Annotated in this window: 13 protein-coding genes; 5 read left to right on the top strand and 8 right to left on the bottom strand. The window is 70.8% G+C overall.

Annotation, left to right across the window (positions count from 1 at the left end; translation table 11 throughout):
- Positions 1-79: 79 nt before the first annotated feature.
- Positions 80-1,231 carry a CaiB/BaiF CoA transferase family protein gene (locus ATK30_RS40790; RefSeq protein ID WP_101440028.1) on the bottom strand — a complete coding sequence of 384 codons (1,152 nt, stop codon included), beginning with the start codon at positions 1,229-1,231 and terminating at the stop codon, positions 80-82.
- 127 nt (positions 1,232-1,358) lie between these two features.
- Here ATK30_RS40790 and ATK30_RS40785 point away from each other — a divergent pair, with 127 nt between their 5' ends.
- Both ATK30_RS40785 and ATK30_RS40780 read left to right on the top strand, forming a co-directional pair.
- Complete coding sequence (locus ATK30_RS40785; protein WP_244194976.1) at positions 1,359-2,192, top strand: acyl-CoA thioesterase domain-containing protein; 834 nt, start codon at positions 1,359-1,361, stop codon at positions 2,190-2,192.
- Between the two features lie 79 nt (positions 2,193-2,271).
- Positions 2,272-2,967 carry a GntR family transcriptional regulator gene (locus ATK30_RS40780; protein WP_208637553.1) on the top strand — a complete coding sequence of 232 codons (696 nt, stop codon included), beginning with the start codon at positions 2,272-2,274 and terminating at the stop codon, positions 2,965-2,967.
- A 272-nt stretch (positions 2,968-3,239) separates the two neighbouring features.
- Here the strand turns inward: ATK30_RS40780 and ATK30_RS40775 are convergent, their stop codons facing one another.
- A complete protein-coding gene (locus ATK30_RS40775) occupies positions 3,240-4,133 on the bottom strand; it encodes an HpcH/HpaI aldolase/citrate lyase family protein (protein WP_101440026.1) in 894 nt (297 codons plus the stop codon).
- 20 nt (positions 4,134-4,153) lie between these two features.
- A complete protein-coding gene (locus ATK30_RS40770; RefSeq protein ID WP_101440025.1) occupies positions 4,154-5,323 on the bottom strand; it encodes a CaiB/BaiF CoA transferase family protein in 1,170 nt (389 codons plus the stop codon).
- Positions 5,324-5,485: 162 nt separating this feature from the next.
- Here ATK30_RS40770 and ATK30_RS40765 point away from each other — a divergent pair, with 162 nt between their 5' ends.
- Positions 5,486-6,949 (top strand): aldehyde dehydrogenase, encoded by a 1,464-nt coding sequence (locus ATK30_RS40765; RefSeq protein ID WP_101440024.1) that lies wholly within the window; start codon positions 5,486-5,488, stop codon positions 6,947-6,949.
- A 12-nt stretch (positions 6,950-6,961) separates the two neighbouring features.
- Positions 6,962-8,356 (top strand): MmgE/PrpD family protein, encoded by a 1,395-nt coding sequence (locus ATK30_RS40760; protein ID WP_101440023.1) that lies wholly within the window; start codon positions 6,962-6,964, stop codon positions 8,354-8,356.
- A gap of 23 nt (positions 8,357-8,379) precedes the next feature.
- Here ATK30_RS40760 and ATK30_RS40755 read toward each other — a convergent pair whose 3' ends face one another.
- Entirely contained in the window at positions 8,380-8,868 is a 489-nt protein-coding gene (locus tag ATK30_RS40755; RefSeq protein ID WP_101440022.1) for a MarR family winged helix-turn-helix transcriptional regulator, read from the bottom strand.
- Positions 8,869-8,899: 31 nt separating this feature from the next.
- On the opposite strand from ATK30_RS40755, the gene ATK30_RS40750 reads away from it, so the two are divergent.
- Positions 8,900-10,021 (top strand): GNAT family N-acetyltransferase, encoded by a 1,122-nt coding sequence (locus ATK30_RS40750; protein WP_101440021.1) that lies wholly within the window; start codon positions 8,900-8,902, stop codon positions 10,019-10,021.
- A 43-nt stretch (positions 10,022-10,064) separates the two neighbouring features.
- On the opposite strand, the gene ATK30_RS40745 is transcribed toward ATK30_RS40750, so the two are convergent.
- The 4 genes from ATK30_RS40745 to ATK30_RS40730 are packed head-to-tail and all read right to left on the bottom strand — an operon-like array spanning position 10,065 to position 15,877.
- Positions 10,065-11,114, bottom strand: coding sequence for a zinc-dependent alcohol dehydrogenase family protein (locus ATK30_RS40745; RefSeq protein ID WP_101440020.1), 1,050 nt, complete (start codon positions 11,112-11,114; stop codon positions 10,065-10,067).
- 22 nt (positions 11,115-11,136) lie between these two features.
- Complete coding sequence (locus ATK30_RS40740; protein WP_101440019.1) at positions 11,137-12,633, bottom strand: sugar ABC transporter ATP-binding protein; 1,497 nt, start codon at positions 12,631-12,633, stop codon at positions 11,137-11,139.
- A complete protein-coding gene (locus ATK30_RS40735) occupies positions 12,630-13,688 on the bottom strand; it encodes a hypothetical protein (protein WP_101440018.1) in 1,059 nt (352 codons plus the stop codon). Before ATK30_RS40735 ends, ATK30_RS40740 begins: the two co-directional genes overlap by 4 nt.
- Positions 13,685-15,877 (bottom strand): ABC transporter permease, encoded by a 2,193-nt coding sequence (locus ATK30_RS40730; protein WP_101440017.1) that lies wholly within the window; start codon positions 15,875-15,877, stop codon positions 13,685-13,687. Before ATK30_RS40730 ends, ATK30_RS40735 begins: the two co-directional genes overlap by 4 nt.

The following is a 15,877-nucleotide window of genomic DNA, read 5'->3' as shown; positions in this document are numbered from 1 at the left end:
CGATCGCCCGCGTCATTAAATATAAAATATACTATCTGCGCGCCTGCGTCCAGAGAACGCCCGGCCAGCGGGTCCCGCCTCAGGCCGACCGCGCCCGGCGCGGCGCCCAGGCGGCCAGCAGCCGGTTCAGGTCCCGCGCCCCGGCTTCAGGCGCGGACGGTTCGCGTGCGGGGGTCCGGCTGAACCGCGGCGCCGGCTGCGGGTGCAGCACATCGCCGACCCGGTCGAACACCCCGCGTTCGGCGTTGTGCGGATGCTCGGCCGCCTCGTCGAACGTGAGCACCGGCGTGACACAGGCGTCGGTGCCCGCATAGATCCGGGCCCACTCGTCGCGGTCCTTCGCCGCGAACGCGGCCGCGATCAGCGAGCGCAGGCGAGGCCAGTTCTCCCGGTCGTCCTGCTCCGGCCAGCCGGTCAGGTCCACCTCGAGACGGGAGACGAACTCGCGGTAGAAGTCCGGTTCCAGCGCGCCGACCGCGACATACCGGCCGTCGGCGCAGCGATAGGTGTCGTAGAACGGCGCGCCCGAATCAAGGTAGTTCGTGCCCGGCTCGTCGGAATAGCGGCCGGCCGCGCGCAATCCCTGCAGCTTGGCGGTCAGCAGGGCGACGCCGTCGATCATCGCCGCGTCCAGCACCTGCCCCCGGCCCGACGCGCGAGCTTCGAGGAGCGCGCTCACGATCCCGTACGCCGCGACCAGCGCCCCGCCGGCGTAGTCGCCGAGCAGGTTGATCGGCGGCCGGGGCGCCTCCCCCGCCCGCGCCATCGCGTGGAGCGCACCGGTCTGGGCGACGTAGTTGATGTCGTGTCCCGCCTGCTGCGCCAGCGGACCGGACTGGCCGTATCCGGTCAGCCGCGCGTAGACCAGGGCGGGGTTCCCGGCCAGCAGCACCTCCGGGCCGAGGCCCAGCCGCTCCGCGACGCCCGGCCGGTAGCCCTCGATGAACACGTCCGCCGCTTCGGCCAGCTGCCGCACCGCTCGAACCCCCTCCGGGGACTTGAGATCGGCCTGCACGGTCGCGACGCCGCGGTTGGCGAGGTCGTGTTCGGCGGCCATGCCCTCGGTCTGGCCGAGCGCGCGGCCGGAGCGGTTCGCCGGGCGCGCCACCCGCACCACCTCGGCGCCCAGGTCGGCCAGCAGCATGCTCGCGAACGGCGTCGGCCCCATCCCGGCGAGTGCCAGGACCCGCACTCCGGTCAGCGGTCCGGAGCGGGTCGTCTCGGTCGTCATCGGCACTCCTCGGCGGTCAGGACAAGCTTGATTTCATATTATGTATTGTCTGCTGCTCGCGGCAAGGGACGGCGCGGCACCGGCCAGCCCGCGCTTGTTCGATATAAAATGTTATCTTCGCGGGGTGATGATGGCGTTTTTCACCGCGGAACCCGGCCCGGACGGCGAGCTCCTGCTCCCCCTTCCCGAAGCGCGCGCCAGCTGGGGCGACGGTGCCCAGCTTCGCGGGATGGCCACCAGCGGAGCGCTCGCCCGCGCCGCGGAGCAGGCCGCCGGGACGGGATTGCTCCGCCCGGCCCGCTGGACCGTCGACCTGCTGCGCCCGGCCGGTTTCGTGCCGTCGGTCGCGCGGGCGGAAGTGGTGCGCCGCGGACGTCGGCTCTGTCTCGTCGAAGCGACGCTGTGGCAGGGAGAAACCCTCGTCGGCAAGGCGTCCGGACTGTTCCTCGCCGCCGGCTCCCCCGCGACCGGCACGGTCTGGGCCCCGGCCGGCGGGCTGATGGCGCCGCCGCCGGGTCTGCTCCCCGCGACGGACGAGCCTCGGGTGTTCCACAGCGAGGGCGTCGGCTGGACCGGGTCGCCCGAACCTCACCAGAACTCCTCGCGCAAGACGCTGTGGGTGTTCCCGCAGGAGATCGTGCGCGGCGAGCGGCCGACGCCGTTCCAGCACGCGGCCACCGCCGCGGACCTGGTGAACCTCGTGACCAACTGGGGCGAGGCCGGCCTGGAATTCGTCAACGCCGACCTGACGCTCACCCTCGGCCGGGTCCCCGCCGACGACCTGGAACTGGGCCTCACCGCGGACCACCGGGTCGAGCACGACGGCGTGGCGGTGACGACCGCGACGGTGTTCGACCGGCAAGGACCGCTCGGCACGGTCAGCGGCACCGCGCTGCTCGCGCCCGCACCGGTCGATCCCCGGCAGGTCGGCGCGCCCGCGAGCCTGCCGGTCGTGCCATAATCGCCTGCCGTTCATATATCATGTTTCCGGTTGGACAACAGATCCTGGAAGCTGCTTCCAGGCATTGGGGAGGTGGCCGGTGGCCGACGAACTGACCCGGCTGCGCGGCGGCGACCGCCGCCAGCAGCTGCCCGAGGAAGTGGCGACCTACGTCCGGGAACTGATCATGTCCGGGGACGTCAAGCCGGGCGAATTCCTCCGCACCGAGCCGATCGCCGAGGCGGTCGGGGTGAGCAACACGCCGGTGCGCGAAGGCCTGCTCTCGTTGCGCAGCGAGGGCTTCGTGGAACTCGTGCCGCGGCGCGGGTTCGTCGTGGCGCCCGTGTCGCGCCAGGACGTGCGCGACCTGTTCTGGGCGCAGGCCCAGTTCTCCGCCGAACTGGCGGCGCGGGCGGCGAAAAAGATCACGCCGGACCAGCTGGCCCGCCTCGAAGCGGTCAACGAGGACTTCGAGAAGGCCGCCGACGCCGGCGACCAGGAGGCCATCACCCGGCTCGGCCACGAGTTCCACCGCCAGCTCAACCTGGCCGCGGACTCCCACCGGCTGACGCTGCTGCTCAGCTCCGTGGTCAAGCACCTGCCGAACCGCTTCTACGCCTCGATCGAAGGCCACGTCGAGCACACGCTGGCCGATCACGCCGAGCTGGTGCAGGCGTTGCGCGGCAGGCACGTCCGCAAGGCGCGCACGATCGCCGAACGGCACATCCTCGACGGCGCCGACAACGTCGTGCGGATCCTCGAGGAACGCGGTCTCTGGGCCGACGAGGCGGAATAGTCCACAGAAGACGGTGCCGGGCTCCTCGCGGGGAGCCCGGCACCAATGCCAGGGACTCAAGGCGGCGGCTGAGGCGCGCGTGCCCCCAGGTCGAATGACCTCGCTTGCCGGGGCGGGCTGTTGGCGGGCAGCGGGGACGACAACACCCAGCCAGATGGTGCTGGCTCGGGCCTTTCGCGCAGCGTGGCGTCCGGTGTGGACGCTCAACAGCCGGTGCGGCCGCCCCGCTGAAGTCCCTGGCCGGGAACCTGGTGCCGCGCAGGGGTGCTCGATCAGGCGTTGGCCGCGATCGCCTCCGCCTGCGCGACGATCCCTTCCGCGGTCTTCACGTGCGCGATGTCGATGTGCTGGCCCTCGAAGTCCACCGCCGCGCTGCCCGCCGCCTCCGCCTCGCGGAACGCGTCGATCAGCCGGCGCGAGTGGTCGACCGCCTCGGGCGTCGGCGTGAAGACCTCGTTGGCGATCGCCACGTGCGACGGGTGGATGCACACCATCCCGCGGTAGCCGAGCTGCTTGTTGTCCAGGCAGAACTGGCGCGCGCCGTCCAGATCTCGGATGTCCTGCCACACCCCGGCCACCGGATGGTGCAGACCGGCCGCGCGGGCGGCGAGCACGATCCGGCTGCGCAGGTACAGCGTCTCCAGCCCGGCGGGAGTGAACTCGAAGCCCAGCTCGCGGCCGACGTCCGCGCTCGGCCCGGTCGCGCCGAGCAGGCTCGACACCCGGGGCGTCGCGGCCGCGATCTCCTCGCAGTGCGCCATCGACGCAGCGGTCTCGTAGCTCACGATCAGCCCGATGCTCCCGGCGGGCAGCCCCTCGCGCGCTTCGAGGTGCGAGACGACCGCGTCGATGCGCACCAGTTCCTCGGCGTCGAACACCTTCGGCAGGAACAGCCCGGCCAGCCCGGGCCGGATGACCGCCTCCAGGTCCGCGCCCTGCAGGCCGCTGACCGACGCGTTCGGGCGCACCCAGAGGTCGGGGCGCACGCCTTGGGCGTGCAGCCGGTCGATCGTCTCCGCGACCACCGGGCGCGCCTCGTCCTTGTTCGCGGCCGGCACGGAGTCCTCGAGGTCGAGGATCAGCGCGTCGGCGCCGGACGCGAGACCCTTGTCGGCCCACGAGGCCTTGTGGCCGGGCACGAAGAGCATGGAACGGTACGGCTTCATCGAAGTTCTCCAGTGATCGGTCAGGATTCGTACAGGACGCCGGTCGCGAACAGCTTTTCGACGTCGTCGGCCGCCAGCACCTCGCTGGCCACCGCACGGGAGTCGGCGCCCACCTTCGGCGCGACGGGAGAGCGGTCCGGGCGCGCGCCGTCGAACGTCCACGGCGGACGGAGCAGCGCGAGGCCGTCCGGCTGGTGGTCGGCGATGCCCAGATGCCGCATCTGCGGGTGGTCGAGGTACCCGGTCATGGACAGCACCGGCGCGAAGGGCACGTCGTGCTCGGTCAGCACGCGTTCCCAATGCTCCTTGGGCTTGCGCGCGAACTCCGCCTCGACGATCGGCACGAGCTCGAAGTAGTTCGCCTCGCGCGGCCGGTACTCGGCGAAGCGCGGGTCCTCCAGCAGATCGGTGCGCTCCAGCGCGCGGCACAGCGATTGCCAGAACTTCTGCGACGACGACAGGTGCACCGCCAGGTACTCCCCGGACGAGGTCGGCACGCAGAAGTTCTGCGCCTGCGGATGCCTGCTGGTGCGGCTCGGGTCGTGGCCGAGTTCGAAGGCCTGGGTGATGCCGTCGGCGGTCAACGTGCTGACCGCCTCCATGATCGAGGTCTCCATCCGCTGCGGCTGCCCGGTCTTCAGCCTTCCTACGAGCGCGGCCAGCACGCCCGCGGCCGTCGTCAGCCCGGTGACGAGGTCCGCGCTCAGCCCGCCCGCCAGCTGCGGCCGGCCTTCGTCGCTGAACAGCGAGTACAGCCCGCCGAACGCGTGCCCGATCGTGTCGTAGGCGGGCCGGTCCGCCAGCGGTCCGGTCGAGCCGAACCCGGTGACCGAGCCGTAGACGACATCCGGCCGCAGTGCCCGGCAGTCTTCGGGGCCGAGGCCCATCGCGGCCAGTTTGCCGGGCCGAAGGTTCTCCAGCACCACGTCGAACCGCGGCACCAGCGCCTTGACCAGCTCGATCCCCTCGGCCGTCTTGAGGTCGACCGACAGGCTGCGCTTGCCCGCGTTGTACTGGCGGAAGTACGGGCTTTCCTCGTTCATCCGCCGCCGGAAGTCCTCACCGAAGACCGGCTTCTCCACCTTCACGACCTCCGCGCCGAGGCCGCACAGCATCGAGGTCCCGAACGGGAGCGAGATGTAGCCCCCGATCTCCAGGATCCGGATGCCGTCGAGTGGCTTGTGCTGCATGTCGCCCGCCTTCGCTCCAGGGGGTGGCTGAGATAATATTTTATATTATCTGGCCGACCACCCGTCAACCCGGCGAGCGGAGCCAGCCGAGGTCTGTTCTAGATATTTTATATTACGTATGCTTGCCTGAGGTTTCCCCGGACGACCAAGGAGCGTGCCCTGATGCCCGCGCAACCCCCGGTGTGGCAAGGCCACTACGACAAGCTTTTCCTCGGCGGCAGGTGGGCGGCGCCCGCGTCCGGCCGGGTCCTGGAGGTGGTCTCCCCCGCGACCGAAGAGGTCGTGGCCCGCGTGCCCGAAGGCACCGAGGCGGACATCGACACCGCCGTCGCCGCCGCGCGGGACGCGTTCGACCGAGGCCCATGGCCTCGGATGCCGCTCGAAGACCGCGCGGCGGTGCTGCGCAAGCTCAGCAGCGCGCTCGCCGAGCACGAAACCGAGATCGCGCACCTGGTCAGCGCCGAAATGGGCTGCCCGATCACGCTCTCTGGCAAGATGCAGGCGATCGGTCCCCGGCTGCTGCTCGACGCGTTTCTCGACCTCGCGCCGGACTACCCGTGGCAGGACACCCGCCGGTCCGCGACCGGGCACGCCCTCGTCACGCGCGAGCCGGTCGGCGTGGTCGCCGCGATCGTGCCGTGGAACGCGCCGCTGCTGATCACCATGATCAAGCTGGCCCCCGCTCTGCTGGCCGGCTGCACGGTGGTGCTCAAACCGTCGCCGGAAACCCCGCTCGACGCGTACCTGCTCGGCCACCTGCTGGAGCAGGCCGGGCTGCCGGACGGGGTCGTCAACATCGTCCCGGCGGGGCGGGAAGTCAGCGAATACCTGGTCCGGCATCGCGGCGTCGACAAGGTTTCGTTCACCGGGTCCACCGCCGCCGGACGGCGGATCGGCGCGCTCTGCGGACAGGACCTGCGCCGCTGCACGCTCGAACTCGGCGGCAAGTCCGCGGCGGTCCTGCTCGACGACGCCGATCTGGACGCCGCGATCGCCGCCGTCCGCGCCGTCTCGCTGCGCAACACCGGCCAGGTGTGCAGCAACAAGACCCGGATCGTCGTCGCCCGCTCGCGCCGGGACGAGTTCCACGACCGGCTAGTGGACCTGGTCCGGTCGATGCCGGTCGGCGACCCGTTCGACCCGGCGACCGAGATCGGCCCGCTCGCCAGCGCGGCCCAGCGCACCCGCGTCGAGGGCTATCTGGCCGACGGCAAGGCGTCCGGCGCGTCGCTGCTCGTCGGCGGCGGACGGCCGGACGGGCTGGACCGCGGCTGGTACGTCTCCCCCACCGTCTTCGGCGACGTCGACCCCGACGCGAAGATCGCCCAGGAGGAGATCTTCGGCCCGGTCCTGACCGTGCACACTTTCGACACCGAGGACGAGGCGATCGCCATCGCCAACAACTCCGACTACGGGCTGAACGGGTCGGTGTTCTCCGCCGACCCCGAGCACGCGCTGGCCGTCGCCCGGCAGATCCGCACCGGCACGGTCGAGGTCAACGGCAACCCGGTCGGCTTCACCGCGCCGATCGGCGGCTTCAAGAACAGCGGCATCGGCCGCGAAGCGGGCCCCGAGGGCTTCGACGCCTACGTCGAACTCAAGTCCTACGGCCTGCCCCTCTCCTGAAAGGCAATCTCTGTGCGCACCTTCTCCCCGGTCGAGGAAGCCGCCGCCCGGCTCGTGACCGACCTGACCTTCGACGCGATCCCGGCCGAGGCCCTCGCCGGGGCCCGCCGGCTGCTGCAGGACCAGCTCGCCCTGCAGGTGGGCAGCGCGGCTCTGCCGTGGAGCCAAGCCGTGCTCGACGTGACCCGCGCGGCCCACGCCCCGGGCACCGCGCACGTCGTCGCGAGCGGCGACGCGATGAGCGCGGCCGACGCGGCATTCGTCAACGCCACCTTCGGCCACGGCTTCGAGTACGACGACGCGCACCGCGCCAGCTCCGCGCACCCGGGCAGCTGTGTGGTTTCCGCGGCGCTGGCCGTCGGCGAAGAACTCGGCGCGGACATGCGCGACGTGCTGACCTCCATCGTCGCGGGTTACGAGGTCTACACCCGGATCGGCACTCTCGCGAACCCCGACCTCCTCGTGCGCGGGTTCCACCCGCACGGCCTGCTGTCGACCTTCGGCGCCGCCGCGGTGGTCGCCAAACTGCGCGGATTCGACCTGGACACCACCGGACACGCGCTCTCGATCGCGCTCAGCCACGCCTCGGGCACGACCGAGTACTCCTCCGGCGGCGGTTCCATCAAGCGCGTGCACTCCGGCATCGGCACCCGGAACGGCATCCGCGCGGCGGAACTGGCGGCCGCCGGGATCACCGGCCCGACCACCTTCCTCACCGGCGGGAAAGGCTTCTTCCGCGCCTTCGCCGGGCTCGACGTCGGCGAGGACGCCGCAGTCCGCTTCGGACTGGACCGGACGTTCGAGATCTCCCGGATCTGGCTCAAGCCCTACTGCTGCTGCGGCATCAACCACGCCTACGTCGACGGCGCGCGGCAGCTGACCGGGAAGCCGGACCAGGTCGAATCGGTGCTGCTGGGCATCCAGACCGGCGGAGACGTCGTGATCGGCAACCAGAACCGTAACGCCTACGCGCCGAAGATCATCGAGCACCTGCAGTACAGCCTGCCGTTCCAGTTCGCGCTGTCGATGCTGGGCCGCGGCAACGGATTCTCGACGCACCAGGCGTACCTGGCCGGGCAGCTGGACCTCGGCGAGGACAGCGACGTCGCCGCGCTGGCCCGGAAGGTGAAGATCGAGGTCCGGCCGGAGCTGGACGAGCAGTACCCCGGACGCTGGGTCGCGGACCTGACCGTGTCCTATCAGGACGGAACTGCCGAGCACGTGTTCGTGGACAATCCGATCGGCACCGCGGAAAACCCGATGTCGCAGGCGGATCTGGACGCGAAGTTCCACGACGTCCTCTCCTCGGCGCTGCCCGAGGACCGGCGGACCGAACTGCTGCGCGCGATCAAGGACGGCGACCTCGACCAGCCGGTCGCCGAATTCGCGAAGCTCCTGCTGGTCTGAAGCGGCGGAGAAGCTGGCCGGGCTCAGGATTCCGCCAGGTCTTCTGACACCGGAAGGTGCTCCACCTTCGCGGCGATCCGCACGAGCGCGGCGAGATCCTCGGCCGCGAGCCGGTCGAGGAAGTGCCGTCGCACCGACTCGAGATGGGCAGGGGCGGCTTGTCGCAGAGTGTCCAAGCCGAGGTCGGTGAGGATGAGCAGGCAGCCTCTGCCGTCGCTCGGATCGGGCGCCCGCCGGACGAGACCGCGCGTTTCCATGCGGGTGGCGTGCCGGGACAGGCGGCTGCGCGACCAGGCCATCTTGGCGGCCTGGTCGCGCAGGGTGCTGGTCCGCTCGGGCCGCTCCGACAGCGTGCTCAGCACCTCGTAGTCGGGTTCGGACAGCCCGAGCTCGGCCAGGTCGCGCGCCGTCCCGGCCTGGACCGCGGTCGTCAGGCGGCGGAACGCCCGCCAGGCGCGCTCCTCCTCTGGGGTCAGCCAGCGGACCGCGTCGTCCGGCGCTTTCGTTGACATGGAAACAGTCTAGTCGCTACCGTTCGTTTCCATGTCAACGAAAATGGTGCGCGTCCTGGTCCTGGTGTGCAGCACCCGTCCCGGAGCCCTCGGCCCGGCCGTCGGAGCGTGGCTGGCCGAGGCGATCGGCCCGCGTGCCCGGGAGCTCGGGGCCGAACTCGTGCCGGTGTCTCTCGCCGACCTCGAACTGCCGTTCCTCGACGAGGAAGAACACCCGTCCTCGGGCGTCTACCGCCAGGAGCACACCCGGCGGTGGAGCGAACTCGCGGACGCGGCGGACGGCTTCATCGTGGTGACGCCGGAATACAACTACGGCATGCCCGCGACCCTCAAGAACGCCCTCGACTACCTGGGCCGCGAGTGGGCGTGGAAGCCGATGGGCTTCGTCAGCTACGGCAACACCTCGGCGGGCACCCGAGCGGTCCAGCACGCCAAGCAAGTGGTGACCACGCTGCGCCTGGTGCCGCTGGGCGCCACGGTCGCGATCCGGATCGCGGACGCGACCGAACAGGGGCGCGTCCTGCCTGATGCCGCGCGCGTCAGTGCGGCCACCGGCATGCTGGAGGAACTGGTCCGGGTCGCGCACGCTCTGCGGCCGATGCGCGAGCGCGCACGCGCGGACAGCACGCCGCTGATCTCGCTGCCCGGAGCGTACGTGCGGCAGTTGACCGCCGACGACGCGCCTGAGGTGGCAGTTCTGCAGCGCTGCTGTTGGGTCGACGAGGCGCTGGCCAACGACACCTTGGACTTGCCGGCTCTGCGCGAGTCGGTGGCCGAGGTGCGGGAGTGGCTCGCCGCCTGGCGGGCCTGGGGCCTGTGGCGGGACGGCCGTCTGCTGGGCATGGTCCGGGCGCGGCAGACCGGTGCCGACTGGCACATCGGGCGGCTCGCCGTCGCTCCCGACCTCCGCGGACAGGGCCTCGGCCGACGGCTGCTGCAGCTCGCGGAGGCCGCAGCGGGGCCGGAGGTCCTCCGCTTCGCGCTCTCCACCGGAGCCGCCAGCAGCGGGAATCTCGCGCTGTACGCGAGCGAGGGCTACCGGACGCTGTCTGGTGCCACCGACCGAGTGGTCTCGCTGGCCAAGGACGCGCAGCCAATTCTGGCGGCCGTCGGCCCGGCCGAGGTGGAGACAGTCAGGCCTGACCCGCGCTGAAGCGACGAAAAGCGCAGGCGGCTGCGCTCTTCGTCGCCAGGGCTCAGAACTCGATGACCGCTTTGCCGCCGGTCTGCTTGTCGAACGCGGTGTAGGCCTCGACCGCGTCGTCCAGCCGCCAGCGGTCGGTGAAGACCCGGTCCGCCTCGACGCCGTGCCGGGCGATGAACCGGGCGCAGTCCGCCTGGCCGACCGGCGAGAACGTGTACGAACCCACCACCGTCAACTGCTTGCGGATCAGGTCCGGACTGACGTCCAGGGTCACCGTCGAACCCTCGCCGACGAACGCGACCGAGCCCCACTTCGCGGCGGACTTCACGGCTGCGGCCCGGGCGGGCGGAGCGCCCGAGCAGTCGAGCGCCTTGGTCACGCCCTTGCCACCGGTCAGCTCCCGGATTGCCTCGACCGGATCGACCGACGTCGAGTCGAGCGCGTGCGCCGCACCGAATTCCTTCGCCCGAGCTACGCGCTCCGCGGCGATGTCCACCGCGATGACCTCCGCACCCATCGCAGCGGCGAGCTGCACCGCTGCCTGGCCGACCGGGCCTTGGCCGAACACCGCCAGAGTGTCGCGCGCGTTGACCTGGAGCCGGGTCAGCGCGCCGTACGCGGTGCCGGTGCCGCACGAGATCGCGGCTCCCGCGGCGAAACTCAGCTCGTCCGGCAACGGCACAAGGGTCCGCGCGGGCACCTTGAGGTAGTCCGCGTGGCCGCCGTGCGCGGTCGCGCCGTAGATGACGTTGCCCCGCTCGCACATCTGCGGCCAGCCGGTGCGGCACAGGTCGCAGAACCCGCAGCCGTCGTAGTGGTGGACCATCATCCGGTCCCCCACCCGCACCGCGCGCGGGTCGACGGCCGTGCCGATCGCGGCCACCACGCCGCAGGGCTCGTGCCCGCCGATGAACCCGGCGTCGTCGCCGGTCATGCCGAACGCGGCCAGCGCCTGCCCGGCGGGTGCCCGGTAGAAGTGCAGGTCGCTGCCGCACATGCCGGACGCCTTCATCTCCAGCACCACCTCGTCCGGCCCCGGTTCGGGGTCGGCGAACTCCTGGATTTCGAGCACCCGGTCGCCCTTGAAAATGACTCCGCGCATGAGATTTTCCGTCCTTTTCGGATCAGTGCACCGCAGCGAACATCAGGCTTTCCTCGTCGGCTTCCTCCAGCGAGAACTCCGCGGCGATGCTGCCCGCGCGCGCCACCAGCACGCGGTCGGAGAGCGCCTGGATCTCCGGCAGGTACGAGGAAATGACCACGACCGCGACCCCGTCGTCGGCCAGCGCCCGGATCATCGCGTGGATCTCGGGAATCGTGCCGAGGTCCACGCCCCGGGTGGGCTCGTCGATGATCGCCACGAGCGGCTTCCGGGTCAGGCCCTTGGCCAGCACGATCTTCTGCTGGTTCCCGCCGCTCAGCTCCTCGACGGTCGCCTTGGTCGGCTGCAGCGTCCGGACGTGGAACTGCTCGACGAACCGTTTCGCGATCGAGGTGCGCGCACCGGGCCGGAACAGGAACGGCAGCCGGCGCGCGCCGCAGAGGTGCCCGAGGTAGATGTTGTCGGCAATCGTGAGATGGCTGAAGAAGCCGGAGGCCTTGCGATCTTCGGTGATGTAGACGATCCCGGCCTTGCGGGCTTGCCGGGGCGTGCGGAACCGCACCGGCTCCCCGTTGAGCCGCACCCGTCCGCCGCGCAGCCTGCGACGTTTCATGATCCCGCTGACGATCATCGCGGTCTCGCTGCGCCCCGCGCCGACCAGGCCGTAGATGCCGACGATTTCCCCGGCGTAGGCGGAAAACGCCATGTTGCGCACCACCGGCAGCAGCGTCACGTCCTCGACCTGCAGCGTGGGCGTCGGCTCGGGCGCGCGGTTCGGCTCGACCCGTCCCATCTCGACGGTGCGGCCGACCATCATCTTCACCACGCGGTCGCGGCTGAACTCCGGCCTCGCCAGCGTCCCCTGGACCACGCCGTCGCGCAGCACGGTGATCCGGTCGGCCTGCTCGAACGCCTCGTCCAGCATGTGCGTGATGAAAATGACGCCGATGCCGCGCTTTTTCAGCTGCTGCATCGACAGGAACAGCTGAAGCCGTTCCTCCGGGGTCACCGAAGACGTCGGCTCGTCGAGGATCACCAGCTTCGCGTTGCGGTGCACCGCGCGGGCGATCTCCACCATCTGCTTCTGGCCGACGCCGAGCGCGCCCGCCGCGACGTCCGGGCGGATGTGGAAGTTGTGCGATTCCAGCAGCTCTCGCGCGACCACGTTCAGGTGCCCGAGGTTGTTGAACACCTTCTCGTCGCCCATGAACAGGTTCTGCGCGACGGTCATCGACTCGACCAGCGAGCCTTCCTGGTACACCATCGCCACGCCGGCCTCGACCGATTCGCGCGGCGTGGTGAACGCCCGCGCGACCCCGTCGACCTCCAGCGTGCCCGAATCGTGCGCGACCGCGCCGGAGACGATCTTGACCATGGTGGACTTCCCGGCGCCGTTCTCGCCGAGGAGTGCGTGGATCTCGCCCGGCCGCACGTCGAAGTCGACGCCGTCGAGCGCGTACGTTCCGCTGTAGCGCTTGCTGATGTTCGTCAGCCGCAGCACCGGGTCTTCTGTGCTCATGCGTCCTCCAGCCGCAGCAGGTTCCGGCCGCCGCGCGCGGCCGCGACCACGTGTCCGTTGTGGACAGTCAGGCCCGTGACCCCGTGCCGCGGGCTGTCGACCCGGGCGTGCGCGCTCTCGGCGACGCGTCCGGTCGGGTCCATCCGGAACACCAGCCCGCACGACCGGGCCGGCGCCCAGCTCTTGACCACGCCGAGCACGCGCAGCTGGCCCATCTGCATCGTGTCGGTGAACGGGTCGCCCGCGCGCAGCCGCGGCACGAACCATTCGCCCGGGCTGATCTTCTCCGTCATCTCGGCCAGCAGCGCGGGCTCGTCGAGCAGCAGCTCGGTGACCCGGTTGCGGATGTAGGGCGCGGCGAACCACCAGCCGTCCTCGCGCACGTGCACCCGTCCCGGATAGACGGGCAGGTTCGCGCTCAGCACCCGGCCTCGCTTGCCCGGCGCGGACCGTGCTTCGATCCGGTGGTCCAGGCTCAGCGAGAGCAGCACTTCACCGGCGGCGACCCCGACCCCGGACGGCCACGCGAGGTGTTCCGAGACCACCTCGGCCTGCGCGCCGTGCACCCGCACGAGCAGCCCGGACCGGTCGCCGGTGACGAGCGCCCGCGGCCACTCCGCCACCTTCGTCGAACCGACAGTCGCCAGCAGTGCTGAGCCGTCCGTCGCGAGCGCCGTGACGCATGTGGTGACCGGCGCGTCCGTGCACAAGTCCTCGGTTTCGCCGGACTCCGACACGGAAACCAGGCCCCGTCCTTCGACCGCCGCGACGACCTGCTCGTCCCGTGCGGTCAGCGCCGTCACCGGACTGCCGAGCGAGGCCAGCCGCGTCACCTCGCCGCCGCGCACCGAGTAGACGTCGTTGCCGCTGCTGAAGACCAGCCCTGCGGCGGTCGCCACCACGTCGTCCGGCTCGTACTCGCCCGCGGGCAGCAGTTCCGTCGCTCCGTCGAGGCGGAGGTTCGGCCGCAGTCCGGTGTCCATCGGCGGCACCGTCCGCGCGCGACCCCAGTTCGGGTTGATCCACTCCTTCACCGTGTCCAGCACCGGGCTCATCGCAACGCCTCCGCGGCCTTGCGCACCCCGGCGGTCCCCGGCACGGCGGCCGGGTCGATGTCGCCGACCTCGCTCGGGTCCAGCTCCAGCCGGCCGATCCGGTTGTTGCTGACGCCGCACAGGTACAGGTGCCCGTCGCGTTCCTTCACCGCGGTCACCATCGGGTAGTTCTCCATCGTCTCGTCCCACAGCACGGCGAGGATCTCGCCGCGGTCGCTGAACTTGATCGCGCACGACGTGTTCAGCTGCGGCACGACCCAGTTGTCCACCGACGCCTCGCGGGTCATCCGCCGCCGCACCGCCGGGTACCGGCCGAGCAGGTCGGACATCTGCGTCCGCATCGCGCACAACGGCATCCAGTAATTGCCGTCGGAGGACCGGTTGATGTTGTCCGGATAACCGGGCAGGTTCTCCAGCACCGGTTCCAGCTGCCCCTTCTTCGCCCCGGCGATCCAGAGCCGGTCCACCCGGCACAGCCCGGTGCTGGCGATCAGGATCGACTCGCCGTCGTGCGCGGTGCAGATGCCGTTCGGGAACACGTAGTTCGACACCACGACCTCGGTCTTGCCGTCGGGCGTCACCCGGATCACCCGGCCGTTGGGCCGGAATTCCACCAGCTCCAGCAGGAAGTCCGCGGTGTTCGTGCGGGTGGAGAAGTCCGAGGCGTAGATCGAGCCGTCCGGCGCGATGTCCAGGTCGTCGATCGCCCGCAGGCCCGAATCGTCGATCAGCGACAGCGGGCTGCGCTTGACCTTGTTCGCCACCAGTTCGGGCTCGCCGTCGGCGCCGATGCGGTAGATGCCCATGCCGCCGACCGCGACGACCAGCCGTCCTTCGGCGTCCCACGCGTGTCCACACGGGAATCCGCCGGTGCGCGAGAAGATCTCGCCCTCGGTGTCGTCGAGTCCGCGGAAGCGCCACACCCAGCCGCGCTGATCGCCGCAGTACACGTTGCCCTCGGCGTCCACTGCGCAGTCCTCCGCGCCGCGGATCTTGCCGAGCCCGACCGGAGGCGCGTCGGTGAGCCTGCGGTTGAGCGACCAGACCGTGCCCGGCTTCGTGACGTCGACCAGCGGACCGAGCCGCAACCTCGCCGGGTCGATCTTCAGCTTCTCCACCGCACGCTGCCGGTACTTGCCCCATTTGAGGTCCAGCACGGTGAACACGAGCAGCACCGCGGCGAGGATGACGGTGTAGTACGAGCCCTGCGCGCCGTCCGAGACGGTCGCCTGCTCGATGATCGTCACCACCGCCACGCCGACCGCCGCGCGCAGCACCGAACCTCGGCCGCCCTTGATGCTGACGCCGCCGAGCACCACCGCGGTCAGCGCGATGATCTCCCAGCTGTTGCCGACGTTCGGGTCAGTCCGGGCCAGCCGCGCCGAGGTGAGGATCGCCGCCGTTCCGGAGAGCGCGCCGGACAGCACGTAGGTCCAGAAGGTCACGGCGGTGACCGGGATGCCGTTGCGCCGCGCCGACCGCCGGTCCGAGCCGGTCGCGGTGACCCACCAGCCCCAGCGGGACCGCGTGAGCGCCAGATGCACCACGATCAGCACCACCGCGAACAGGAACCACGCGGTCGGGATGCCCAGGATCCGGCCGTCGTTGAAGAAATCCCACACCAGCGACGGCTTCGTGACGCCGATGCGCGTGCTGTTCGCGTTCTGCAGCACCGAAGCCGCGCCGCCGAAGGCGATCAGCGTGACCAGGGTGGTGATGAACGGGCGCATCCGCAGGATCGCGATGAGGAACCCGTTCACCGCCCCGAGCACCGCGCCCGCGACGATCGCGGCGGGCACCACCAGGGCCGTCGGCCACAGCCACACCCGGTCCGCGACCATCGCGCCCAGCCCGCAGAATCCGACGATCGACCCGACCGACAGGTCGATGCCGCCGCCGACGAGCACCACGGTCAGCCCGATCGCGAGCAGGCCGTACTCGGACACCTCGTCGAGCACCAGCGGCGCGTTCGCGGGCCCGACGTTGGTCGTGGCGATCACGTACACGCACAGCACGAGCGCCAGCACCAGCGGCACCGCGCCTTCCATCCACCGCTTCTCGAACAGGTCCGAGACGGTGCTGTAGCGGGCGATTCTTTCCGAGGGCCGGCCGCCGGTCATGCCGAAGGCGTCCAGCCCGCGCCGCAGCGGACGGAAACCGCTGCGGCGCCTCGGAGACGACGTTGTCAT

It is taken from the genome of Amycolatopsis echigonensis (genome assembly GCF_002846615.1).
Taxonomy (GTDB): domain Bacteria; phylum Actinomycetota; class Actinomycetes; order Mycobacteriales; family Pseudonocardiaceae; genus Amycolatopsis; species Amycolatopsis echigonensis.
The sequence above is the reverse complement of the archived record's forward strand: the minus strand, read 5'-3'. Positions and strand labels throughout refer to the sequence as shown.